The organism is Kitasatospora sp. NPDC057500 (genome assembly GCF_042802195.1).
Classification (GTDB): Bacteria; Actinomycetota; Actinomycetes; order Streptomycetales; family Streptomycetaceae; genus Kitasatospora.
Genome location: NZ_JBHVER010000132.1, coordinates 1 through 23,182 on the forward strand (window position 1 = coordinate 1; position 23,182 = coordinate 23,182).

At 74.3% G+C, this 23,182-nt stretch carries 19 protein-coding genes; 8 read left to right on the forward strand and 11 right to left on the reverse strand.

Going from position 1 to position 23,182, the window contains the following annotated elements:
* Window positions 1-220 precede the first annotated feature (220 nt).
* The 10 genes from ACFU74_RS24850 to ACFU74_RS24895 all read right to left on the reverse strand — a co-directional run bounded on the left by ACFU74_RS24850 (window position 221) and on the right by ACFU74_RS24895 (window position 12,088).
* Complete coding sequence (locus ACFU74_RS24850; RefSeq protein WP_380760419.1) at window positions 221-661, reverse strand: roadblock/LC7 domain-containing protein; 441 nt, start codon at window positions 659-661, stop codon at window positions 221-223.
* A gap of 34 nt (window positions 662-695) precedes the next feature.
* The gene (locus ACFU74_RS24855; RefSeq protein WP_380760421.1) at window positions 696-1,691 is read right to left on the reverse strand and encodes a hypothetical protein; all 996 of its coding nucleotides are present in this window, start codon (window positions 1,689-1,691) and stop codon (window positions 696-698) included.
* Entirely contained in the window at window positions 1,688-2,071 is a 384-nt protein-coding gene (locus ACFU74_RS24860) for a hypothetical protein (protein WP_380760423.1), read from the reverse strand. Before ACFU74_RS24860 ends, ACFU74_RS24855 begins: the two co-directional genes overlap by 4 nt.
* A gap of 416 nt (window positions 2,072-2,487) precedes the next feature.
* Window positions 2,488-3,765: a sensor histidine kinase gene (locus ACFU74_RS24865; RefSeq protein WP_380760425.1), complete on the reverse strand. Its 1,278-nt coding sequence runs from the start codon at window positions 3,763-3,765 to the stop codon at window positions 2,488-2,490.
* Window positions 3,766-3,769: 4 nt separating this feature from the next.
* Window positions 3,770-4,555: a response regulator transcription factor gene (locus ACFU74_RS24870; RefSeq protein ID WP_380760427.1), complete on the reverse strand. Its 786-nt coding sequence runs from the start codon at window positions 4,553-4,555 to the stop codon at window positions 3,770-3,772.
* A gap of 125 nt (window positions 4,556-4,680) precedes the next feature.
* On the reverse strand, window positions 4,681-5,577 hold the full coding sequence (locus ACFU74_RS24875; protein WP_380760456.1) for an endonuclease/exonuclease/phosphatase family protein: 897 nt from the start codon (window positions 5,575-5,577) through the stop codon (window positions 4,681-4,683).
* A gap of 227 nt (window positions 5,578-5,804) precedes the next feature.
* Window positions 5,805-6,860, reverse strand: a complete 1,056-nt coding sequence (locus ACFU74_RS24880; RefSeq protein ID WP_380760430.1) for a D-alanyl-D-alanine carboxypeptidase family protein — start codon at window positions 6,858-6,860, stop codon at window positions 5,805-5,807.
* 1,033 nt (window positions 6,861-7,893) lie between these two features.
* Window positions 7,894-8,751: a thermonuclease family protein gene (locus tag ACFU74_RS24885; RefSeq protein WP_380760432.1), complete on the reverse strand. Its 858-nt coding sequence runs from the start codon at window positions 8,749-8,751 to the stop codon at window positions 7,894-7,896.
* Between the two features lie 269 nt (window positions 8,752-9,020).
* On the reverse strand, window positions 9,021-11,384 hold the full coding sequence (locus ACFU74_RS24890) for an FtsX-like permease family protein (protein WP_380760434.1): 2,364 nt from the start codon (window positions 11,382-11,384) through the stop codon (window positions 9,021-9,023).
* Window positions 11,381-12,088, reverse strand: a complete 708-nt coding sequence (locus ACFU74_RS24895; RefSeq protein ID WP_380760436.1) for an ABC transporter ATP-binding protein — start codon at window positions 12,086-12,088, stop codon at window positions 11,381-11,383. Before ACFU74_RS24895 ends, ACFU74_RS24890 begins: the two co-directional genes overlap by 4 nt.
* A 210-nt stretch (window positions 12,089-12,298) precedes the next feature.
* Between ACFU74_RS24895 and ACFU74_RS24900 the strand changes: the two genes are divergently transcribed.
* Both ACFU74_RS24900 and ACFU74_RS24905 read left to right on the forward strand, forming a co-directional pair.
* Entirely contained in the window at window positions 12,299-13,612 is a 1,314-nt protein-coding gene (locus ACFU74_RS24900) for a sensor histidine kinase (RefSeq protein WP_380760438.1), read from the forward strand.
* Complete coding sequence (locus ACFU74_RS24905; protein ID WP_380760440.1) at window positions 13,609-14,307, forward strand: response regulator; 699 nt, start codon at window positions 13,609-13,611, stop codon at window positions 14,305-14,307. The genes ACFU74_RS24900 and ACFU74_RS24905 overlap by 4 nt, the downstream gene beginning before the upstream one ends.
* Before the next feature lie 164 nt (window positions 14,308-14,471).
* Here ACFU74_RS24905 and ACFU74_RS24910 read toward each other — a convergent pair whose 3' ends face one another.
* Window positions 14,472-15,104 (reverse strand): TetR/AcrR family transcriptional regulator, encoded by a 633-nt coding sequence (locus tag ACFU74_RS24910; RefSeq protein ID WP_380760442.1) that lies wholly within the window; start codon window positions 15,102-15,104, stop codon window positions 14,472-14,474.
* A gap of 141 nt (window positions 15,105-15,245) precedes the next feature.
* Between ACFU74_RS24910 and ACFU74_RS24915 the strand changes: the two genes are divergently transcribed.
* From ACFU74_RS24915 to ACFU74_RS24940, 6 genes are all read left to right on the forward strand, one after another.
* Window positions 15,246-16,037, forward strand: a complete 792-nt coding sequence (locus ACFU74_RS24915; protein WP_380760444.1) for a cyclase family protein — start codon at window positions 15,246-15,248, stop codon at window positions 16,035-16,037.
* A gap of 66 nt (window positions 16,038-16,103) precedes the next feature.
* A complete protein-coding gene (locus tag ACFU74_RS24920; RefSeq protein ID WP_380760446.1) occupies window positions 16,104-17,036 on the forward strand; it encodes a fumarylacetoacetate hydrolase family protein in 933 nt (310 codons plus the stop codon).
* Entirely contained in the window at window positions 17,033-18,262 is a 1,230-nt protein-coding gene (locus ACFU74_RS24925; protein WP_380760448.1) for a thiolase family protein, read from the forward strand. The genes ACFU74_RS24920 and ACFU74_RS24925 overlap by 4 nt, the downstream gene beginning before the upstream one ends.
* A complete protein-coding gene (locus ACFU74_RS24930) occupies window positions 18,259-19,743 on the forward strand; it encodes an AMP-binding protein (RefSeq protein ID WP_380760450.1) in 1,485 nt (494 codons plus the stop codon). Before ACFU74_RS24925 ends, ACFU74_RS24930 begins: the two co-directional genes overlap by 4 nt.
* Window positions 19,744-19,990: 247 nt before the next feature.
* On the forward strand, window positions 19,991-21,490 hold the full coding sequence (locus ACFU74_RS24935; protein WP_380760452.1) for an FAD-binding oxidoreductase: 1,500 nt from the start codon (window positions 19,991-19,993) through the stop codon (window positions 21,488-21,490).
* A gap of 219 nt (window positions 21,491-21,709) precedes the next feature.
* On the forward strand, window positions 21,710-23,158 hold the full coding sequence (locus tag ACFU74_RS24940; protein ID WP_380760454.1) for an amidase: 1,449 nt from the start codon (window positions 21,710-21,712) through the stop codon (window positions 23,156-23,158).
* The last annotated feature ends 24 nt before the right edge of the window (window positions 23,159-23,182 follow it).

A 23,182-nucleotide genomic window follows, 5' to 3' on the forward strand; every position in this document is an offset into this window, starting at 1 on the left:
GCCACGTTGAGGTCGAGGCCGCCGGGGCCGTCGAGGGTGGCGAGCGCCATGCCGCTGTTGTAGTCGACCAGGGCCGCGCCGATGGCGCCCTCGATGGTGGTCATGGCCTGCTTGAGCGCGCCTGCGGCGTCGGTCATGTCGGTGTCTCCGGTTCGTGGGACGGGAATTTTGTGGGATGGGAATTGGGTGGGGGTTGGACTGGTGTTGCGGCCCGGGGTGGTCAGAACGCCCGGGCCTCCCTCGGCGACGCCGTCTCGTTCAGGAGCGCGGCGATGCGTCGGGCGGAGCGGCGGGCCTCCAGGTGCAGGCGGCCGATGTTCGCGTCCGGGTGGGCGAGGGCGGTGAGCACGCAGCTGCCGCCGGCCGCGTAGATGGCGACGTAGCCGTGCTCACCGCGGACCAGCGACTCCCGGAACTCGCCCTGGCCGGTGCTGTCGGCCAGCCGGTGGGCCAGGCCGAGCGAGGCGGCGCTCATCGCCGCCAGGCCCGAGGGCTCGGTCCCGTGGGTGTCGTGGGCGATCGGCAGTCCGTCCGCACTGGCCACCAGGCCGCCCGTGAGGTGCGGCACCCGTTGCCTGAGGGCACGGAGTTCGGCCAGCAGTTCGGTCTCCAAGGCGATCAGTTGTCTCCTTTCGACACGCTGCCTGAGTGCCCGCCTCATGGCCGTGAGGGCGGGGTCGCGGGCGGAGCGTGGTTCAAAGTCGGGCCTCCAGAAGGGTTCGGACCCGGATCAGCAGGGCGATGTCCGGGACGGCGATGGGGGACGGGCGTGGAGCCGGGCCCGGGTCGGCCGCGTCGCCGGTGAGAGCGGCGAGTGCCGCACCCGGTACGCGGCTGTGCAGGGCGCCCGGGATCCTCGGTTCCGGCACTCTCTCGGGCGCGCCGTCCGGTGGCCCGCCCGCCGGCTCCGCACCCGCCGTCGACGCGGCGCAGGGTTCGTATTCGTACCCTGCGCCCGGACCGGCCCCGGTCAGCAGGCCGGCGGCGGCGAGCCGTCGGACGTCCGCCGTGGTCGCGAACGCGGAGCGGCCGAGCAGGCGGGCCAGCTCCGCCGGGGTTCTCCGGCCGTCCGCGTGGTCGAGCAGTTCGCACTGGCGCCGGGTCGGCGGGCGGAGCCGGCGGGCGTGGCGTGCGGGAGCGGCGGCGGTCGGCGGGGTGGCGGTCCGGCACAGTGGCGCGGTGTCGAACTGCGCCGAGGGCAGGATCCGGTCCAGCAGGTGCCGTCGGCGTTCGGCCTCCCGGCGCAGCCGGTGGGCGCCGACCGCGGCCACCGGGCCGAGCCAGTGCCGTACGCCCGGCGTGAAGGTCCAGGTGGCCGGGGTGGCGGGGGCGTCGAGCAGGAAGCAAGCGGCGTCGTAGAGGGCGCCGAGGTGGCAGAGTTCCAGTTCGCCCCGGGTCAGCCGGCCCTGTTCGACCAGCCCCTCGCCGACCCGCGCGAGTGGGCCGAACCGGTGGACGGCGTCCTGCCAGGCCTCATGGCTGAGCCGGCCGCAGGCGGTGAGCAGGGTGGCCAGGTCGGGCGCCCGGTCGGATTCGGCGTGGGCGACCAGGCCGTCGACCAGGTAGAGGGCGCCGCCCGGGCCGCGCAGTGCACCGGTGGCGTGTTCACCGGCGAGCCGTTCGACGGCCGCGCCCGCGCCGACGGCCGCGCCCGCACCGGCTCGCGGGGCGCCCGTGACGGTGTTCGTCATCCGAGCACCAGTTCCTCGGTGAGCGCCTGGAGACGGAAGCGGGCGGCGGCGAGGTTGCCCTCCGCGCGGTCGAGCCACAGGTGCAGGACGAGCCGGCTGTCGAAGACGGTGTCGATGAAGCAGAGCAGGTGGTAGCCGCGGTCGGTGGTCAGGAGGATGTCCTGCAGCGGCACCTCGCGGTCCTCCGCCGCGGTGAAGGTCGCGGCCTCGACGGCCGCCCGCACCAGGTCGGTCGCCTCGGCGGCCGTGGTGTCGTGGTCGCCGGTCGGACTGACTCCGGCGCTGCCCAGCGCGAGCCCGCTGCTCCAGTCGACCAGGCTCGCCGCGCGGGCCCCGGCGATCGCCATCGCCTGGTTCAGGCACTCGTCGATACCCGGCACTGGGGCTCCTCCGGAGGGTTCGGGAAGGAAACGGCGCGGCGGGGTACCGCATGCCGGTGGAAATGCCGCGACTGGGGCATGTCCGACACGGAAGGGTAGCGGTGGATTCGCCGTACTGAATATGCCAGCGGCATATTCACACCATAAGGACACACTTTCAGCCACTCTCCGGCCCCGCCCATCGCTGCCGCCCGCGGGTTCGAGGGGCTGGAGACGGCCCGCTACCCGATCGGCGCGGCTGCCTTCCGGCGTCGAGAGCGGGCCGCGGTCAGCGCCGCCGTGCGCATACGATCGGCATGCCGGCCCGAGGAGGGAGGCGGCCATGATCGGCCGCCCGGTCCACCGTGCCGAGGTTCTTCCTCCGGGGTGCCGCTTCGGCGGAGCACGCCACGCGGCTCGGGTGCGGGGCGGCGGGTTCAGGCGTCCTGCGGGTGGGGCGGGGCGGGCGGACGGGGGAGGTCGAGGGTGGCGAGGGCGCCGCCGTCCGGGGCGTTGGTGAAGGTCAGGGCGGCGCCGAGGACCGCGGCGTGGCCGGCGGCGATGGTGAGGCCCAGGCCGTGACCCCGGCCGCGTTCGGCGGCGCCGGTGCGGAAGCGCTGCGGCCCGTCGGCGAGGAGGTCATCCGGGAAGCCGGGGCCGTGGTCGCGCACCGTGATCCGGGCGCCGGCGACGGTGACCTCGACGGGCGGTGCGCCGTGCCGGTGGGCGTTAACCACGAGGTTGGTGACGATGCGCTCCACCCGGCGCGGGTCGGTCGGGACGACGGCGGGGGCCTCCAGCCGCAGCCGGGTGTCGCCGCCGGCCTGCCCGGCCGCGTGGGCGACGAGTTCGCCGAGGGGAACCTCGTCGACCCGCGCCCGCTCGGCACCGGCGTCCAGGCGCGAGACCTCCAGCAGGTCCTCGACCAGGACCCGCAGCGCGAGCACCTGCGTGCGGACCAGGCCCGCCGCCTCGTCGTCCTCCGGGAGCAGACCGGCAGCCGTGACCAGGCCCATCAACGGAGTGCGCAACTCGTGGGCCACGTCGGCGGTGAAGCGCTTCTCCGCGGCCAGCCGCGCCTGCAGCGCTGCCGCCATCGCGTCCACCGCCGCCGACATCTCGGTGATCTCGTCCCGGGCCCGGCCCCGCCTGCCGATCCGGGCGTCGAGGTCCCCGTCCGCGATCCGCCGGGCGGTACGGGAACCGCGCCGCAGCCGCCGGTTCACCCCCTCCGCCACGAGGGCGGCCGCGGGCACGACGACCAGGAGCGCGGCGAGCGCCGCCTTGACCATGCTGCGGTCCAGCAGTTGGAGACTGCGCACCTGGCCGCTCATGTCGGTCCGCACGACGATCACCTGGTCCTCACCGACCGGGGCGGCGGCCCAGAGCCAGTACCAGTTCGGCGCCTTGACGTCGTACCAGAGCGCGTACGACCCGGGCGTCCGCAGCTCGGCGACGGACTTCGCCAACGGTGCCGGCAGATCGGCCACGGTCCGCAGGTCCGCGAAGGCCGGACGAGTGCCCGTGAGCGAGAACTCCTTCTCCGCCGCGGCCACCTGCGCGGCCACCAGCTCGTGCCCGGCCCGCTCACCGCTCTGGGCCGTCGCCCGGTGGACGAGCACCCCGATCACGGCGGCGACCGCGCAGCAGGCGAGCGCGACCAGGGCCGCGACCTTCCACCGCAGGGAACGCGGGTAGAGCAGCCGCGTGGCCATCCGCTCAGCCCCGCACGAGCTTGTAGCCGAAGCCCCGGACGGTCTCGATCCGGTCCGCGCCGATCTTCTTGCGCAGGCGCACCACGCACAGGTCGACGACCCGGGTGTCGCCCTCCCAGCCGTAGTCCCAGACGTCGCGCAGCAGTCGGCGGCGGTCCAGGACCGCACCGGGGTTCTCGGCGAAGGCCAGCAGCAGGCGCAGTTCGGTGGGCGTCAGCGGGACCGGCCGCCCGTCCAGGCACACCTCCAGGCCGCGCAGGTCGACGGTCAGGCCGCCGAAGACGAGGAGCTCGGACGAGGAGGGGGCCGTCGGGGGTTCCAGCGGCCGCGCCGGTCCCCCGGACGCGGCCGGCGCGTCCGGAGCCCGCCCGTCCTGTGCGGGTTCCGGCGCGGGAGCCCGGTGGAAGGTGGCGCGGCGCAGCAGGGAGCGGATGCGGGCGACGAGGACGGGGATGTCCACCGGCTTGACCACGTAGTCGTCGGCGCCGGCCTCCAGTCCGGCCACGACGTCGAGGGCGTCGCCCCGGGCGGACATCATCAGGATCGGGGTCAGGCTCTCCTCGCGGATCCGTCGGCACAGGCCGATGCCGTCGAGGCCCGGGAGCATCACGTCCAGGATCAGCACGTCGTGCGCCCCCGCCCGGAACGCCTCCAGGCCGTCGAGCCCGTCCCCGGTGACCTCGACCTGGTAGCCGTAGCGTTCCAGGGCCAGTTGCACCGAGCGGCGGATGACCGCGTCGTCCTCGACGAGCAGCACACCGACCGGGTCGGGCACACGAATGGCGGACAAGGGTTCTCCGATGTGTTCGCCCGAGCCGCACTCGTCCGGGCCCGCGGGGCATCGATCGTAACCGTACGGGGGTGGGGTCGGCGCCGGGGCCCCGGGGGCTTCGGGGCCGACGGCCACGCGGCCGGTCAGAGCCGCAGGGACGCCGCGACCGGTAGGTGGTCGCTGCCGGTCGCGGGCAGCGTCCACGCCGCGCGCGGGGTGAGGCCGGACACCAGGATCTGGTCGATCCGGACCACCGGGAACGACGCGGGCCAGGTGAAGCCGAAGCCGTCCCCGGCCTCCCGCTGCGCCGAGCGCAGCGATCCCGTGAGCCCGCGCAGCGCGGAGTCGTCGACCGAACCGTTGAAGTCCCCCAGGACCACGATCCGCGCGAGCCGCTCCGCCCGGACGGCCTCGGCCAGTTTGGCCGCGGCCTCGTTGCGGCGGGCCGTGGCGAAGCCGCTGGTCGGGTACACCCGGACGGAGGCGAGGTGCACCGCGTAGAGCGCCACCGGCCCCTTCGGCGTCCGTACGGTGGCGCGCAGCGCCCTGGTCCAGGGCATGATCTCCACCGGCTCCACCTCCTCGACGGGGTACCGGCTCCACAGCCCGACACCTCCCCGTACCTGGGAGTAGGGGTAGGCGGCCGCCAGTTCGTGCCGGAAGGCCTGCTGCGCCCGGCTCGCCAGTTCCTCCACCGCCACGACGTCGGCGCCCGAGGCCGCCAGCGCGCGGGCCGTGCGGCCCGGATCGGGGTTCTCCTCGTTCACGTTGTGGCTCACCACCGTGAAGTCCCCGCCGCCGGACCTCTTGTCGACGAGGGCGGGCCCGAACAGGACGGTCCACACCAGGGCGGGGACCAGCACGGCGACCGCCGCGAGGACCGACCGGCGCACCGCCGCGCAGCACAGCAGCAGGACGACGCCCAGCCCCGACCACGGCAGCAACGTCTGGCAGAGGCTGCCGAGGTTGCCGACGGCGTTCGGCAGGTGGGAGCTCAGGGCCAGGGGAGCGGCACAGAGCAGCGCGGCCACGGCGACCAGCCGTCCGCGCGGCCCGTACCGCCCCCGCCGCCCCGTGCCACGGCGGGCCGGACGGTGCGGGACGGGGCCCGGGGAGGGAGGCGGGGAGCGGCGGGGACGGCAGCGGGGGGACGCCTCGGACCCGGACGTCCCCGCGCCGTCGCGCCGCCGCCCCGGTCGGCCCGTCCCGGCAGCCGCGGGGACGCCCCCGGGCGAGGGCGCCGGCGGGGCCGTGCCCGTGCCCGCGTTCACGCCCACTCCCGGCGACCGCCGTCGAGGGCCGGCAGGACCTGCGGCAGTTTCTGCCCCAACGCGTCGACGAGCCGCCCGCTGTTCTCCAGTGCCGCCCGCATGCCCTCGGTGGGCGTCGTACCGGCGCGCTGGCCCAGCACCACGCCGAGGACGAGCCGACGTCCCGTCCCGGACCCGCCCTCGGGCACCTCCAGGGCCCACATCAGGTTGCCGCCCGCCGGCGTGCTCGAACCGGTCTTCAGCCCCACCACCCCCGGACGGTCGAGCAGCGCGTTGGTGTTGCGCAACGGCGCCGCGCGGCCCGGCAGCGTGGTGCTGCGCAGGGCCACGGTGGCGCGCAGCGCCGGGTCCTTCATCGCCTCGCGGGCCAGCACCAGTTGGTCGGCGGCCGTGGACACGGTCGTGGGTTCGATCCCGCTGGACCCGGTGTAGGTCGTCGCGCTCATCCCCAGCCGGGTCGCCTCCGCGTTCATCCGCCGCACGAACGCCTCCTCGCTGCCCGCGTCCCAACGGGCCAGCAGCCGGGCCACGTTGTTCGCGGACGGGAGCAGCATCACCTCCAGCAGCTTGCGCTGGGTGAGCCGCTGGCCGGCGGCCACGGGGGCCGTCGACTCGCTCGTCGAAGCCGACTCGGCCGCCGCCTGTGCGTCCACCGTGATCGTCGGGCCGTCCTCGCCGTCCTGGAGCGGGTGGTCCCGCAGGACGACGTACGCCGTCATCACCTTGGTGACGCTCGCGATCGGCACCGGCTGCTGCGGCCCGTTCACCCCCAGGACGCCGACCTTCGTCACGGCGACCGCCGACTGTCCCTCCTCCGGCCACGGCAGAGCGAGATCGACGACGGGCGCGGGAGCCGGCAGCGTCGGCGGTCCGTCGCGCCGGAGGGCTCCTTTCCCGGCGCCGCCAAGGACGGGCCCGTCCGGCAGGGTCGCCGCCGTCCCGCCGCCGGCGCCCGCGACCAGCACCGCGGCCAGCAGCCACAGCACCCTGCGGCGGGGCGCCCGGCGGCGGGACGGCAGGGCGTGGGGGTCGTGGTCTTCACGTTTCGTCACGGCGGACACGGCAACTGCCTCCCGAAGCAGAGGGACACGGAGCCCCGGTGGCACGGACGGCCACCAGGGGTGTGTCCACAGCCTCCGGGACGGCTGCTTCGGGCCGGTCGTCACTCGGCTTCCGCCGGCACGCGGTCGTGTATCAACCGCGTACCGGCGAGGCGGAAGGGTTCCGGAGCGGCGACGAGCGTGCACGTCGTGCTGTCGCGCGTGCCGCTCCTCCGTCGGCCGGCACGGGGAGGCGCACCAGCCGGCCGACGGGCGTCAGGTCACCGGCAGGCAGACGGCGTAGACCACGTAGGAGCCGCTGGTGCCCGCCGAGTTGTTGAAGGACACCGTCCACATGTTCTCGGCGGAGGGGTAGGACTCGTACAGCTGGGCCGTGAGGTTGTTGCCTCCGAGGGGCGTCCTGTACCCACCGCCCGTGATGACGGTTCCTGCCGGACAGACCGCGCTCCCGGTGTTGAGTCCGGACGTCAGTGTGTGGGTCGTCTGGACGATCCGGGTCGGCAGGGTCGGCCCCGCGGGCCCGACGGGTCCAGCAGGTCCAGCAGGTCCAGCAGGACCGGCAGGACCGACGGGTCCAGCAGGTCCGACGGGTCCAGCAGGTCCGGCGGGCCCCACGGGGCCGACCGGCCCGGCGGGTCCCTCCGGTCCGGGCGGTCCCGGCGGTCCCGGCGGGCCCGGCTTCCCGGGCGAACAGCTGTGCGGGCAGCCGCCCCCTCCTCTGTGGTCGCTCTCGTCGCCGGCCGCGGTCCGGGGCCCCACGAACCCGGTCAGCAGTGTGGCCGCCAGCACCGGCAGGGCGACGTTCCGCAGCAGGGTCAGGTGTTTCCGTCTCAATCCGTCCTCCACGCGTTGTTCGAGTTCCGAGCCGCCCGCACACCGCGCGCATGAGCAGCAGCCGGGGCGCAGTTCTCATGTGAGCACGCCTCAGAAAGACGCGCGAGCACGGAGACTCCTTTGGGATTTCGCCGGACCGGGGAGGCTGACACGGTGTCCGGCGGATTCCGGGAGACGCCGCGCCGTCGGCTCAGCTCTCCGTGAAGACGGTGTCCTCGGGTTGCGCGAGCATCCGTACGGCCGAGCCGTCGATGATCTGGACCAGGGGCGCGAGGGTCAGCTGCTTGGTCCTGGTCGACAGGACCTCGACGTTGTCCTCCTTGCCCGCGAGGTAGGCGGGGAAGCAGGCCAGGGACTGCTCGACCAGGTTGAAGTGGTCGACCAGCCGTCGGAACAGCTTCGGGAGGATGACCACTTCGGTGAGGGAGGCCATGCCGGTGACGAAGGCACCGGCCGGTGCCGTGGTGGCGTCGAACGGCCAGAGGCCGAGGCCTGCCTCGCGGGCCTGTCGGGTGACGGCGGCGAGTTCGTTGCGGAGCTCGCGGGGCAGCTTGTCGTAGAAGGCGGGGTAGACCAGGCCGGTCCTGAGCAGGTGGTGGTTGGCGGTGCTCTGCAGCAGCGGCACGCCCACCTGCAGGTCGGTGCCGTCGGCGCCGGGCGGGGTGCCGGTGCCGAGCAGGGCGACGCAGCGTTTGAACGGGTCCCCGCCCTGGGTGAGGATCCAGCCGGGGGTCTGCGGCGGGTCGGCGGAGACGACCCTCTGCCCGACGCGCTGGACGTTGCTGAACCCGAGGAAGGTCAGGAGTTCCTGTGCGGCCTTGTCGCCGAACTCGGCGGGCTGGCGGATCCGCGGCCCGGTCCGGTCGTAGTGGGTCTCCAGTGCGTCGACGCCTTCCAGCCTGACCCTGGCGACGCCGTTCTTGACCTCGACCGGGGCGTCCTTGAGCCCGTCGAAGGCGAGCGGATCGGTGGGGACGAAGGTGATGGTGTCGCCGTCCGGTTCGGTACCGATGATCCGGTACTCGCCGACGACCAGCAGCATGGCCATGGCAGCCCCTTGGTGGTGGGAGGGCGGCGCCATGGGTCCGATCGGCGTCCGCCGGTTCGTACCCGGTGGGAAGTCGTCATGAGTCGTCGCTTCGCCACGGGGAGGAAAAGGAACGTCACTCGGTGTTCGTACTCGATGGGCTTCCATCATGGCCCGCCGCCGGGCTGCCCGCGTGCCGGTGACGGTCCGGTTGGGCTGTCGGAATGGTGCGCCTCCGCCCCCACCGTTCCTCGGGCGGGGGCGGAGGCGCGCACTCCGAACCCGGCCTCCTATTCGGTGCGCAGGGCCGTGGCGGTTCGGGCCCTGGCGGCCCAGCCGGCGGGCAGCAGCGCACCGACGGTGGCGATGAGCAGGCCGCCGAGGAGCAGCGGGAGCAACTCGGCCCCGTGGTAGACGGCGATGACGGAGCCGGGGAGGCGGAGGCCCACGCTGTCGCCCATCGCGGGCACGACCCAGCCGTGCAGGGCCACGCCGAGCGGCACCCCCAGCGCGCCCGCGACCAGTCCGGTCACGACGACCGGGGTGAGGACCATCGCGACGGTCTGCCGGGGGGTCATGCCGAGCGACTTGTGGATGCCGATCTCCCGGACGCGCTCGCGGGTGTCGAGCAGCACCCCGTTGAGCACGCCGAGCGCGGCGACGGCGACGAGCATCAGCGTGAGCGTCGCGGACAGCGCGTTGAGCGTGACGGCCGTGTCACCGCCGGCGCCGAGCCCTCCGGCCCGGGCGGTGGCCCCCAGCGGTGCCAGGTCCGCGTTGAGCGCGTCGACGTACCCGGTCACGTCGGTGCCCGGCGCGACCGCGATGTGATGACTCGTCTCCGTCAGGTCGGGACGCGCGTCCTTGAGGGTCGAGATGTCGGTGAAGACCTGCATGCCGTCGTTGCGGGGGTCGAGGACCTCCCCGACGATCCGGGTCGTGACCGGCTCGGCCAGGCCGTTCAGGGTGACCGTGTCGCCGATGCGGGTGCCGGTGGCGGCCAGGAACGGGGTCGGGACCACGGCCTCGCCGGGCTCGGCGATCCAGCGGCCCGAGACCATCGTGTAGCCGCCCCAGGAGGCGTCGCCGGTGAAGGCGATCACGTCGACGGTGCCGGTCAGGCCGGACACGGTGGCCCGTACCGTGGCGGCGCTGTAGTGCTTCCCGGTTCCGGCGGCGGCTCCGACGGCCCGGGCGACGGCGGCGGGATCGGTCTCGGTCTGCTTCTCGGGACCGGGGCCGGGGCGCGAGGATCCTCGGAGCCCGAGGTCCGGCGGGGGCGCGGGCACGGTGACATCGGCGGCGTCGTGGGCCCTGGCCTTCATCACCTGGCCGAGCGAAGCGCTCAATCCCACCGTGAAGGTGACGGCGACGGCGCCGAACAGGACCGCCGTGCCCATGGCCAGCGCGCGGGCGGGCCGTGCGAACGGCCGGGCCAGGCCCAGCGCGACCGGTTGCGGCAGCGGCAGCCGTCCGGCCAGCCGGGACGCCCACCGGCCGCGCCCCGCCGAGGCGGTGCGCCCGACGGCGAGCGCGTCGACCGTGCGCAGCCGGCCGGCCCGCCAGGCACTCGCCCACGCCGTCGCCGCCACCAGGCCGAGCACCCCGGCGATCACCGCCGCATCGACCCGGGGGGCGATGCCCAGGGACGAGGTGCCGTAGACCTCCTCGGCCTCGGCCAGCACGGGGACGGCGAGCAGGTGGCCGGCGAGGACACCGAGGGCGGTGCCGGCGGCGGCCGGGGCCAGCGCCTGGCCCACGTAGGCCCGCACGACCTGGGCCGGGGTGAAGCCGACGGCCTTGAGGATGCCGATGCGGCGGGTTGCCATGCCTACCGTCGAGGCGACGACGTTGCCGACGATGAGCACCGACATGACCAGGCCCAGGGCGCCGAACGCGATGAGGAACGGGACGTAGAGAGCGGTGTCGCGCTCGGCGGACTTCTTCGCGGTGAGCCATGACCGCTCGCCGACGGCCGCCTGGGGCGGCAAGGACCGCTTCACGGCCCTGCCGCCCGCGGTGATCTGCTCGGCGGTGTCCGCGTCGGTGAAGCGGTAGAGCATCTGGTAGCCCCCGCTGCCGGGCGCGGTGAGCGCCGGCATCTGGGACGGGACCACCCAGGCATCAGCGGTCCGCGTGACCGAGCGGGCCACACCGACCACCGTCAGCGTCGGCCCGCCGGACAGACCGGGGAAGCCGATCTCCACGCCCGTGGTCGGGACGAGCGGGGAGTCGACGGACAGCACGATCTCGCCGGAGCGCGTGGGCCACCGCCCGTCGACCAGTGCCACCTCGTCGACGTCCCGGCCGGGATCGCCCCGGCCGACCACGGTCATCGGCCACTCGGGGCCCGCCCCGCCCGACCGGGGAGTGACCGTCGCGGTACGGAACGGCCCGGCTGCGGCGCTCACCCCTTCGGCGTCCTCGGACTCCGACAGTTGCCCGTCACTCACCGCGCCCGCGTCGAACTGCACGGACAGGTGCGCGCCGTGCTGCCTGGCGAAGGCGTCGTCGAAGGGTGCGCCGGACACCACGAGCAGCGATCCGCCGAGGACGGAGGCGGCCACCGCCATCATCGTGGCGAGCCCGATCACCAGCGTCCGCACCCGGCGTCGTCCCACCCCCGAGGACACCACCTTGCCGAGCGCGCTCATCGGACGTCCTCCGAGGTGAGGGCCTGCGACCGGACGTCCTCGGTGATCCGGCCGTCGGCGATCCGGACCGTGCGATTCGTGCAGGACCGGGCCAGAGCCAGGTCATGGGTGACCACGACGACGGTCTGGCCCTCGGAGTTGAGGGCGGTGAGCAGCCTGCTGACGTCCTGTCCGGCAGCGGTGTCCAGGGCCCCGGTCGGCTCGTCGGCCAGGAGCAGCGCCGGCCGGTTCATCAACGCCCGGGCCACCGCGACGCGCTGCCGCTCGCCGCCGGACAGCCGCCCCGGGTAGGCGCGGGCGTACCGGTCGATGCCCAGCAGTTCCAGGAGCTCCGCCGCCCGGCGGTCCGCCTCGCCGCGTGCCGTGCCCGCGAGGCGCGCGGGCAGGACGACATTGTCGGTGACGGTCAGATCGTCGAGCAGGTTGAAGAACTGGAAGACCATGCCGATCCTCGACCGCCGGTGGAGCGCCGCTCCGGCTTCGCCGAGCCGGTCCACCCGCACCCCGTCCACGGTGACGGTCCCCGTGTCGGGACGGTCCAGGCCCGCGATCAGGTTGAGCAGCGTGGACTTGCCGCTGCCGGAAGGGCCGAGGATCGCGACGGCCTCGCCGGGCTGCACGGTCAGTGACGCCTCGTGCAGGGCGGGCGGGCCGTCGTCGTATCGGCGGCTCACACCGCGCAGTTCGATCACCGGCATGACCATGAGGGCTCCTCGGGTACGGGCTGTTGACTGCGTGAACGCTAGGAGCGGGCGCGGCCGGCCCGCATCGCCCGCCCGGACCCCTTGCGGTACCGCGCCGGGACGAGCGGGGGAGAAGTCATCCCTGCGATGTAGGCGAGTGATGTACCCGGTGCGGCGGGAACGACCGCTGGGACGGATTCCGCGGGCCCGCGCGGCGGCGAGAATGATCCGGTGACGGACGCACGTACGACGCCGAACCGGTTGTGGGAGGCCGCCCGCCGGACGGTCCGCGACGCCGGGCTGCCGAGCGGCCCACCGCCGCGGCCCACCCGGCGCGCCCGGCGGTTCGACGTGCTGGTGGCACTGGCGCTCGGCATCGCCACCGTCTACTACGGCATCGACAACGCCGGCGTCGTCGTGCTGCGTGAGGTCGCACCCGGTGTGCAGCGCGTCATGCCGCGTCCGTCCGGCCCCGGCGGGCTGGCGTTCATGGTGACCCTCGCGGCCGTCGCCTCGGGTGCCCTGGCGCTGCGCCGCCGTCACCCGCTCGCCGTGCTGTGCGTCGTGACGGCCGCGACGCTGGCGACACCGCAGAGCGTCCTGCGGCTGACCTTCTACGCGTTCGTCGTCGCCGTCTACAGCGCCGCCGTGTACAGCCCGTACCGGGTGGCGACCCTGGCGGCGCTGCCGGTGTCGGTCGTCCTGGTCGGCACCTCGGGGAACTCGGTGACACCGATCGTCCCCAACGAGTACATCGCCCTGCTGATCCTGGTTCCGATGGCCGTGGCCGCCGTCGGCCTGCGTACCTGGAAGCTCCGGACCGACGAGGGCCGCGCCCGGCTGGTCGCCCTGGAACGCGAACAGGCCGAGGCGCTGCGACGGGCCGTGGAGCACGAGCGCGCCAGGATCGCCCGGGAACTGCACGACGTCGTCACGCACAACGTCAGCGTGATGATCATCCAGGCGGGCGCCGCCCGCAAGATCATGGAAGCCTCGCCCGAGGAGGCCGGCGAGGCGCTGCTCGCCGTCGAGGCGGGCGGGCGGGCGGCCATGACCGAGCTGCGCCACGTCATGGGACTGCTCACCATGGCCGACGAGGGCGAGGGACCGGACGGAGGTGCGCAACCGGGTGACACGGGGGCGGAGCTCGCCCCGCAACCCGGCCTGGACCAGCTGGAGCAGTTGGTCGGACGGGTCCGGGGCACCGGACTGCCCGTCGACCTGACGGTGACCGGCCCGCCCAGGCCCCTTCCGCCCGGCCTCGAACTCGCCGCCTACCGCGTGGTCCAGGAAGCCCTGACCAACACCGTGAAGCACGCCGCCGGCGCCACCGCCGCCGTGAGCGTCGACTACGGCCCGGACCGGCTCCGGGTGGAGGTCGCCGACACCGGTGGACACCCGGGTCCGGGCGCGGCCACCGGGAACGGGCGGGGCCTGATCGGTCTGCGCGAGCGCCTCGCCGTCTACGGCGGAACCCTGAACACCGGCCGACGCCTGACCGGTGGCTACCGGGTGGAGGCCCTGATCCCCCTGGAGACACCGTGACCGAGCCGCTGCGCGTACTCCTCGCCGACGACCAGACCCTGGTCCGCACCGGCTTCCGGCTGATCCTCAGGGCCGACGGCATCGACGTCGTCGCCGAGGCGACCAACGGGGGCGAAGCGGTCGAAGGGGTCCGCCGCACCCGGCCCGACGTGGTCCTGATGGACGTCCGGATGCCCGAGATGGACGGGCTGGAGGCCACCCGCCGCATCCTCACCGGCGCCCCCGGCGCCCCCCGGGTCATCATCCTGACCACCTTCGACCTCGACCGGTACGTCTACGCCGCACTGTCGGCCGGGGCCAGCGGCTTCCTCCTCAAGGACGTGACGCCCGAGCAACTGACCGCAGCCGTCCGCACGGTCCGTACCGGCGACGCTCTCCTCGCGCCGGCCATCACCCGCCGCCTGGTGCAGCGGTTCGCCCGGCACGGCAGCGAGACCGCCGCCCTCCACCGCGACCTCGCCTCGCTCACCCCGCGCGAACTGGAGGTCCTCGGCCTGTTGGCCCGGGGCCTGAGCAACGCCGAACTCGCCACCCGCCTCCACCTGGCCGAGCCGACCGTCAAGACGCACGTCGCCCGCATCCTCGCCAAGCTCGGACTGCGTGACCGCGTCCAGGCCGTCATCGTCGCCTACGAGACGGGGCTGGTCAGCGCCGGCGCACGCGAGGCCGCCCAGCAGCCCACCGGGCAGGCGTAGGCCAGGGCGGCCGGGACCCGGGATCAGCGGCCGTAACCGCGCCGGTCCCGGTGTTTCGCGCCTCCGGGATCTCGCACCACGGTCGCCCGATGTCGACTGCGGGCGCTCCAGGACCCGGACCCCGTGCGGTCGGCCGCCTGCCGGGTGCCGGGTTCACCGTCCTGTCAGCGCACGCGGCCCTGCTCGGCGTCGTCGGGGACCGGACGCTTCTCCGCGTCGCCGGAGAGCGCGTCGGTGTAGATGCCCGTCATCGCCGTCACGGCCCGCCGGCGGTCCAGGCCGGGGTCCAGGCGGTGCTGGATGTTGATTCCCAGGGTGCCGCCGAGCAGCGCCGCCGCGACGGCCTCCGGGTCGGTGGCGTGCGCGCCCGTCGCGCGCAGGTGGTCGGCGTACAGGCCGCGGATCTTGGCGTACTCCTCGGCGTAGGTCTCGCGCAGGGGCGATTCGCGGACCACCGCCTCGATCAGGAGCGTCGAGAAGATGTGCGACTCGGGCCGGGACATCAGCGCGAAGTTCGCCTCGATCAGGGCCTCGACACCGGTCTGCGGACCGGCGGCGGCGAGGCGCTCGCGCATGAACTCCGTGCCCCACCGGAACGCTTCCTCGACCACCGCCTTCAGCAGGCCGTCCTTCGAGCCGAAGTGCCAGGCCACGGAGCCCCGGCTGATGCCGGAGCGCTCCGCCACGGCCTGGACGGACGCCGCGGCGGCCCCGCCCTCGGCGGCGAGTTCCCAGGCGGCGGCCACCAGCCGGCGCCGGGTCTCGGCGGAGATCTCCTGCTTGCGGGTCGCGCCCACGCGATGTCCTTCCCACTGTTGCGGCCGCCTGACCCGGCCGATTCTGTCACGCCGCGGACCGGTGTTCCGAGGGCGGCGAGCCCTTGCCTATGTTGAGCGTCCAGTTCTATGCTGAGCGTCCAATAACCAGGAGGATTCGTCATGGCACTGATCGACCTGACCAGGACGCTGGACCCCGCCGACCGCGAGCTGCTCCCCGAGCAGCTGCGCCCGCTCGCCCCGGTGATCGCGCCCTCCATCGCCTACGCCCACCCCGCGGGAGAGGGCCGCGAGCAGTTCGCCGCCGCCATGCACTGCGGCGTCGAGGACCTGCCCGACGGCGAGGGATGGGGCGCGGAACTGCTGACCGACTTCAACACCCACCTCGGCACCCACGTCGACGCCCCGCTGCACTACGGCTCGACCTGCGAAGGCAGGCCGGCCCGCACCATCACCGACATCGCCCTGGACGAGCTGTGGTGCGAGGCACTCGTCCTGGACCTGCGGGGGCGCTGCGAGCTCGACGCCCCGATCACCGTCGAGGCGCTGAAGGCCGCCCTGGCCGACAACGGTGCCCCGGTCCCGGCCGGCGGCGCGATTCTGCTGCGCACCGGCCAGGAGCGGTACGGGCTGTCCGACCCCGAGTTCTTCCGCTACCCGGGGATGAGCAGGGAAGCCACGCTCTTCCTGGCCGACCTCGGGGCCAAGGTGCTCGGCACCGATGCCGGCGGCTGGGACCTGAGCTTCTCCGTGATGGCCCGCAGGTTCCGCGAGAGCGGCGACAACTCCGTGCTGTGGGACGGCCACCGGGCCGGCCGCGAGCGGGAGGTCTTCATCGTCCAGCAGCTGACCAACCTCGCCGCGCTGCCCCCGTCGGGATTCCGGGTGGCGTTCTTCCCGATCAAGATCGCCCGCGCGAGCGCCGCCCCGGCCCGCGTCGTCGCCTTCGTCTGACACCTGAACCCCTGAACCCCTGACCCCACCCCGCTTCCCGTCCCCTCCCGAGAAGAGGAACCGACCGTGAAACTCGCGACCGTGGAGCACGAGCGCGCCGAACGGACCGCGCTCGTCCTCGACCAGGGCGAACGCCTGCTGCTGCTCGACCGCGCCCACCACCTGACGACCGGCGACCGCGCCCCCGCGCTGGCCGCCATGCAGCTGATCATCGACGGCGGCGACCCCGTACGGCGGATCCTGGACCGGCTCGCCGAACAGGCCCCGGACGAAGCCGTCGTCGCCGCCTCCGAGGTGCGCTGGCTCTCCCCGCTGCCCAGGCCCGTGCAGATCCGGGACTTCGGCGGCTTCATGGACCACTTCCGCAACGCCCGCGCCCGGATCCAGGGCATCCCGGCCGAACAGGTCGAGCTGCCGGCCGTCATGCTCGAACGGCCCCTGTACTACTTCACCAACCGGCTCTCGGTGACCGGCCACGACAGCGACATCACCTGGCCCGCCTACTCCTCGGTGCGGGACTACGAGCTGGAGTTCGCCTGCGTGCTCGGCCGCGGCGGCACGGACATCACGGTCGCGGACGCCCCCTCGCACATCTTCGGCTACACGATCTTCAACGACTTCAGCGCCCGCGACACCCAGCTGGAGGAGATCGCCACCGGCCTGGGCCTGAGCAAGAGCAAGGACTTCACCGACGCGAACGTCCTCGGCCCCTGGATCACCACCGCCGACGAGGTCGGTGACCCCTACGAGCTCACCATGACCGCCCGCATCAACGGCGAGGAGGTCAGCCGCGGCACCACCGCCGACCTGCACCACACCTTCGCCGACATGATCGCCTTCGCCTCCCGGTCGACCCGGCTGCACGCCGGGGAGGTCCTCGGCTCGGGCACCGTGCCCACCGGCTGCGGACTGGAACACGGCCGCTTCCTGCAACCCGGCGACACCGTGGAACTCGAAGTCTCCGGCCTCGGCATCCTGCGCAACCGGGTGGTGTCATGAACCGCGAAGCACTGATCCTCGGCGTCGGCGCCACCCCCTTCGGCCGCCACCTCGACCGCACCGCCGGCGACCTCGCCGGCCGGGCCGCCCACGAGGCGCTGCGCGACGCCGGACTCACCCCGGCCGACGTCGGCGCCGTCTTCCACGCCACGGTCAGCCAGAAGGCCATCGACGGCCAGCACATGATCCCCGGCCAGGTCGCCCTGCGCCCGCACGGCTTCTCCGGCGTGCCCGTGGTGAACGTGGAGAACGCCTGCGCCGGCGGCGCCACCGCGCTCTGGCTGGCGATCGCCCACGTCCGGGCGGGCCTGGCGGACGTCGCCCTGGCCGTCGGCGTCGACAAGCTGGTCTGCGCCGACCCCGCCCAGGGCCTGGCGGTGTTCGACGGCGCCATGGACGTCGCCCACCGCGAGGAGACCCTCGCCGGGCTCGCCGCCCTGGCCGACCCGCTGCCGCCCGAGCTGTCCGTCCCCGACGGCGACCGGTCGGTGTTCATGGAGATCTACGCCTCCCTGGCCCGCGCCCACATGCAGCGCTTCGGCACCACCGAAGCCCAACTGGCCGCGGTCGCCGCGAAGAACCACGCCCACTCCGTCCACAACCCCCGGGCCCACTTCCGCAAGCCGTTCACAGCCGAGCAGGTCCTCGCGGCGCGACGGGTGGCGTGGCCGCTGACCGTGCCGATGTGCTCACCGGTCAGCGACGGCGCCGCCGCCGTCGTCGTGACCAGGGCCGACTTCCCCCACGACGAATCGGCCGTGGCGGTGCTCGGCAGCGTCCTGCTGTCCGGTACGGACCGGGCGGCGGACGACGCCGAGCGGCACATCGGCCGCCGGGCCGCACTCGCCGCCTACGAGACGGCCGGCGTCGGACCGCAGGACGTCGACGTGGCGGAGGTCCACGACGCCACCGCCTTCGGCGAGATCCAGCAGGTGGAGAACCTGGGCTTCTGCCCGATCGGCGAAGGCGGCCCCTGGTCGGCCTCCGGCGCCGGCGCACTCGGCGGCAGCCTCCCGGTGAACCCGTCGGGAGGACTCGAATCCCGCGGCCACCCGGTCTCCGCCACCGGACTCGCCCAGGTCTTCGAACTGGTCACCCAACTGCGCGGCCGCGCCGGCGAGCGCCAGGTCCCCGGCGCGCGCATCGCCGTCGCCGAGAACGGCGGCGGCCTCTACGGGATCGAGGAGGCGGTGGCCGCCGTGACCGTCCTGGGGAGGACCCGATGAGACCCGGATACGCCGAGCTGATCCTCTCGGCACTGCGCAGACGGCCCGAACGCACCGCCTTCCGCTTCACCGGCGACGACGGGGCCAGGCACACCTGGACCTACGGCGAGACCGCGGAGCGGATCGAGCGCACCGCGGCCGCGCTCGGGCGGCTGGGACTCGCACCCGGCGACGGGATCGCCCTGCTGTGCGGCCCGGACCCGCGGGCGTTCACCGTCATGGCCGCCGCCTGCCTGGCCGGACTGCGCTACACCGCGCTGCACCCGCTGGCCACCGCCGACACCGACCGGACCGTCCTGCGCGACAGCGCGTCCGGCTGCCTGGTCGTGGACGACACCCGCTTCGCCTCCCGCGCCCGCCCCGAGGGCGTCGGGACGGTCACCCTCGCCGAACTCGACAGCCTCGCCGCCGACACGGCCCCCGGCTCCGACGACCCGCGCGGCGCCGCCCTGTACCTCTTCTACACCGGCGGGACGACCGGCGAGCCCAAGGGCGTGATGCTGCGCGACCGCTCCCTGCTCGCCAACGCCTGGGCCTGTTCCACCTGGGCCTGGCCGCCGGACACCCACTTCCTGATCACCACCCCCATGTCGCACGCCGCCGGCCTCCTCGTCGCCCCCGGCCTGCTGCGCGGCGCGAGCTTCGAGCTGCACCCCTCCTTCGACCCGGACCGCGTCGTCGACGCGATCGAGCAGGACGGGGTGAGCGCCACCTTCGTCGTCCCCACCATGCTCTACGCCCTGCTGGACCACCCCCGGCTCACCGCCGCCGACCTGTCGGGGCTGAACTGGGTCCTGTACGGCGCCGCCCCCGCCGACCCCGCCCGGCTCGCCGAGGCGCACCGCCTCCTCGGGCCCGTGCTCAGCCAGCACTACGGCCAGGCCGAGGCACCCAACGCGCTCACCGTCCTGGACCCGGCCGAACACCGCGACGACCCGCACGTCCTGGCCAGTTGCGGCCGGCCGATGCCCGGCGTGGAGATCGCCCTGCTCGACCCGCACGGCCGACCGGTCCCGGACGGCGAGCCCGGCGAACTGTGCGTCCGCGGACCGCTCGTGATGGACGGCTACTGGAACAAGCCCGAGCAGACCGCGGCGGCGCTCGAAGGAGGCTGGCTGCACACCGGGGACGTCGCCCGCCGGGACGCCACCGGCCTGGTCACGATCATCGACCGGCTCAAGGACACCGTCATCACCGGCGGCTTCAACGTCTACCCGCGCGAGGTCGAGGACGTCCTCGCCGTCCACCCGGCGGTCGCCGCCTGCGCCGTGTACGGCACACCCGACGCCCGCTGGGGCGAGGCCGTCACCGCCGCCGTGGTCCTCCGCCCCGGGCGGCACGCCACCCCCGGCGAGCTGGCCGAGCACGTCCGGGCCCGCAGGGGCGCCCTCTGGGCTCCGAAGCGGATCCACCTCGTCGACGCCCTTCCCCTCACCGCCCTGGGCAAGATCGACAAGAAGCGGCTCCGCAAGCAGCCCTGAACGAGTCCGCTCCCGACGCGCCCAGGCCGTGGCGCGGGGCGGGCCGTGCGGCCGGCTCGGCCCCGCGGACGCCCGTTCGCGCCCCGTCCACCCCGGCTCGTCGCTGCGCCGGAAGGCGCAGCCCCGCAGGCCCGCGGGCCGCGACCGCGTGACGATCGGCGGGACAGCACAACCTGCACGCCGACCGCCGGATGCCGTGCGTCGTCCGCACACGGCATGCGGCGGTCGGGAGAAGGGCGCAGCACCCATGACCATCGACCGCCGACGCTTCCTCACCACCCTCGGCGCCGCCGCGGCGACGGCCGTCGCCGTCACCCCTGCCCGCGCGCTCACCGCCTTCCCGGCCCGCCCCCGCGGCTGGGCGGCGGCGGCCCCCGACTGGCAGGCGCTGCGCGCCCGCCTGGGCAACCGGCTGGTGCTCCCGGCCGACCCCGGCTACGGGACCGCCCGCCTCGGCTACAACGAGCTGAACGACGGCCAGTTCCCCGCCGCAGTGGCCCGGTGCGTGTCGGCCGACGACGTGCGGGCCTGCCTGGACGTGGCGCGCGGGCACGGGATCCCGATCGCGGCCCGCAGCGGCGGCCACGGCTACCTGGGCTACAGCGTCCCCGACCAGGGCCTGGTGATCGACCTGCGGGGGATGGCCGACGTCGTCGTGCACCCCGACGGCACCGCGGAGGTCGGCGCCGGCGCCCGCCTGATCGAGGTGTACGCGGCGCTCGCCCGGGCCGGCCGGCTGCTCCCGGCCGGAAGCTGCCCCACCGTAGGGGTCGCCGGGCTGACCCTCGGCGGCGGCATCGGCGTGCTGGCCCGCAAGTACGGGCTCACCTGCGACCGGCTGGGCGCCGCCGAGGTGGTGACCGCCGACTCGTCGCTGCGCACCGCCTCGCCCGTCGAGGAGCCCGACCTGTACTGGGCGCTGCGCGGCGGAGGCGGCGGAAACTTCGGCGTGGTCACGCGGTTCAGCTTCGACACCGCCCCCGCGCCGGACCTGACCGTCTTCGTGCTCCGCTTTCCGGCCGGTTCGGTGACCGAGGTGCTCGGGGCCTGGCAGGAGTGGGCGGCCGGGGCGCCGGACGAGCTGTGGGCCGGCTGCCGGATCTCGGGTGGCACCCCGCCCGGCTGCCGGGTCGTCGGCTGCTACGTGGGCGGCCCGGGCGGCGCCGACCCCCTGCTCGACGATCTGGTGGAGGCCGCCGGTACCGCCCCGACCTCGCGCACCGTCTCCCCGAAGGACTACCTGGGCGCCATGAAGTTCATGGCCGGCTGCTCGAACGACACCATCGCCCAGTGCCACCCCGTCGCGGAGGGCGGCAGGCTCCCCCGGGCCGGCTTCGTCGCGGTCTCCCGGATGCTGGGCCCGGTGCCACTGGACCCGGCGAGCGTCACGGAACTGATGGCCGGCCGTACCGGCGTCGACCTGCTGCTCGACTCGCTCGGCGGCGCCATCGGCGAGCTCGCCCCCAGCGCCACCGCCTTCCCGCACCGCGAGTCGCTCGCCAGCGCCCAGGTCTACGCCGGCGCCACCCCGGCGACCGAGGACCAGGCCCGCGCCACCGTGGAAGCGGTCCGGGACGGGCTGGCCGACCTCGGCGCGCTCGGCGCCTACGTCAACTACATCGACGCCACACTGCCCCGCTGGGGCCGCGCCTACTACGGCCGGAACCTGCCCCGGCTCAAGGCCGTGGCCCGCCGCTACGACCCTGACGGCGTCTTCTCCTTCCCCCGGTCCGTGGCGGCCGCCTGAGAAGGCCTCGGGCAGCACCTGTGACCTCCACCGGCAGCGGCCGGAGGCTTCTGACGGCTGCTCCGACGCACCCCCGGACCGGGACCGAAAGTGAGGAAGGCCACACCCCGACATGGTCCCTCGCATCCGTTAGGGTCGACTCAGATCCGCCCTGAGCAGGGATTTTGCGTCGGCCGCAGCGATGCCGTCGGCGCGGGTCTGGCTTTTCCTGGAGATTGCATGTCCGATCTGGCATTTCGCTCCGCAGGTCAGCTCGCCGCCGCAGTCGCGGCGAAGGAGGTATCGAGCGTCGAGCTCCTCGACCACTACCTCGACCGGGTCGAGCGGCTCGATCCGAAGGTGAACGCCGTCGTCGCCCGGGACGAGGAGGGCGCGAGGGCCGCGGCACTGGCGGCCGACCGCGCGGTCTCCCGCGGCGAGCCGCTCGGCCGGCTGCACGGCGTCCCCGTGACGGTCAAGGACAGTCTTGAGGTCGCGGGCATGCGGACCACCGGGGGGTCGGCCCGCTGGGGACACCACGTCTCGGTGAGCGACGCCGAGTCGGTTGCCCGGCTCAAGAACGCCGGTGCGATCGTGTTCGGCAAGTCCAACATGCCGCCCGACGCCCGGGACTGGCAGACCTGCAACGACGTCTACGGGACCACGAACAATCCGTGGGACCCGACCCGCGGACCCGGCGGTTCGTCCGGCGGGTCCGCCGCGGCACTCGCCGCGGGGCTGACCGGCCTGGAGCTCGGCGGCGACTCGGCGGGCTCGATACGGGTGCCCGCCCACTTCTGCGGCGTCTACGGGCTGCGCACGTCGTTCGGGATCGTGCCGAGGTACGGAAGCGTCTCGGGCCATGCTCCTGGGACCCTGGCGGACTTCGACATGGCAGTCCTCGGCCCGCTCGGCAGGCACGCCGATGACCTCGACCTGGGCCTCGACGTCCTCGCGGGAGCGGACCACGACCGCGCTCCGGCGTGGCGGCTGGAGCTGCCCCCCGCCAGGTCGGGCACTCTGCGCGGGTTCCGGGTCGCGGCATGGCTCGACGACCCGTTCTGCCCGGTCGACAGCGAGCTGGTCGCGATCATGAGGACGGTGCTGGAGGCGGTGCGGGCCGAGGGCGCTGCCGTGGTCGAGGGCGAGGGACCGGTCGGACTCGAAGAGACGATGGCCCTCTACCAGCCGCTGCTGATGGCGCAGAGCGGGCTGGTCGAGCCGGACGAGTCGTATGCCGGGCTGGTGGAGCGCGCCGCGGCGGAGGGGCCGGCGGGCGGGTTCGCGTCGGACCTGACGATCCGCTTCCGTGACTGGCACGCGCTCGACGAACGTCGGCAGCACTCCCGCCGCCGCTGGGCCGAGTTCTTCCGCGACGTCGACGTGCTCGTCTGCCCGGTGAGCCCCACGGCCGCCTTCCCCCACGACCACCGGCCCGACCCCGGCTGGTCGGTCCGGACCCTGCGGGTCAACGGCGCCGACCGGCCGTACCGCGAGATGCTCACCTGGATGGCGCCGTCGGCCGTCAACCACCTGCCCGCGGCGGTGGCGCCTGTCGGGGCGACCCGGGACGGGCTTCCCGTCGGCATCCAGGTGATCGCCCCCTACCTGCACGACCGCACCGCGGTCCAGTTCGTGCGGTGCCTTGCGGAGGTGATCGGCGGGTTCCGCCGTCCGCCGGGCTTCTGAGTGCCGCATCGCCCTGGAGCGGAG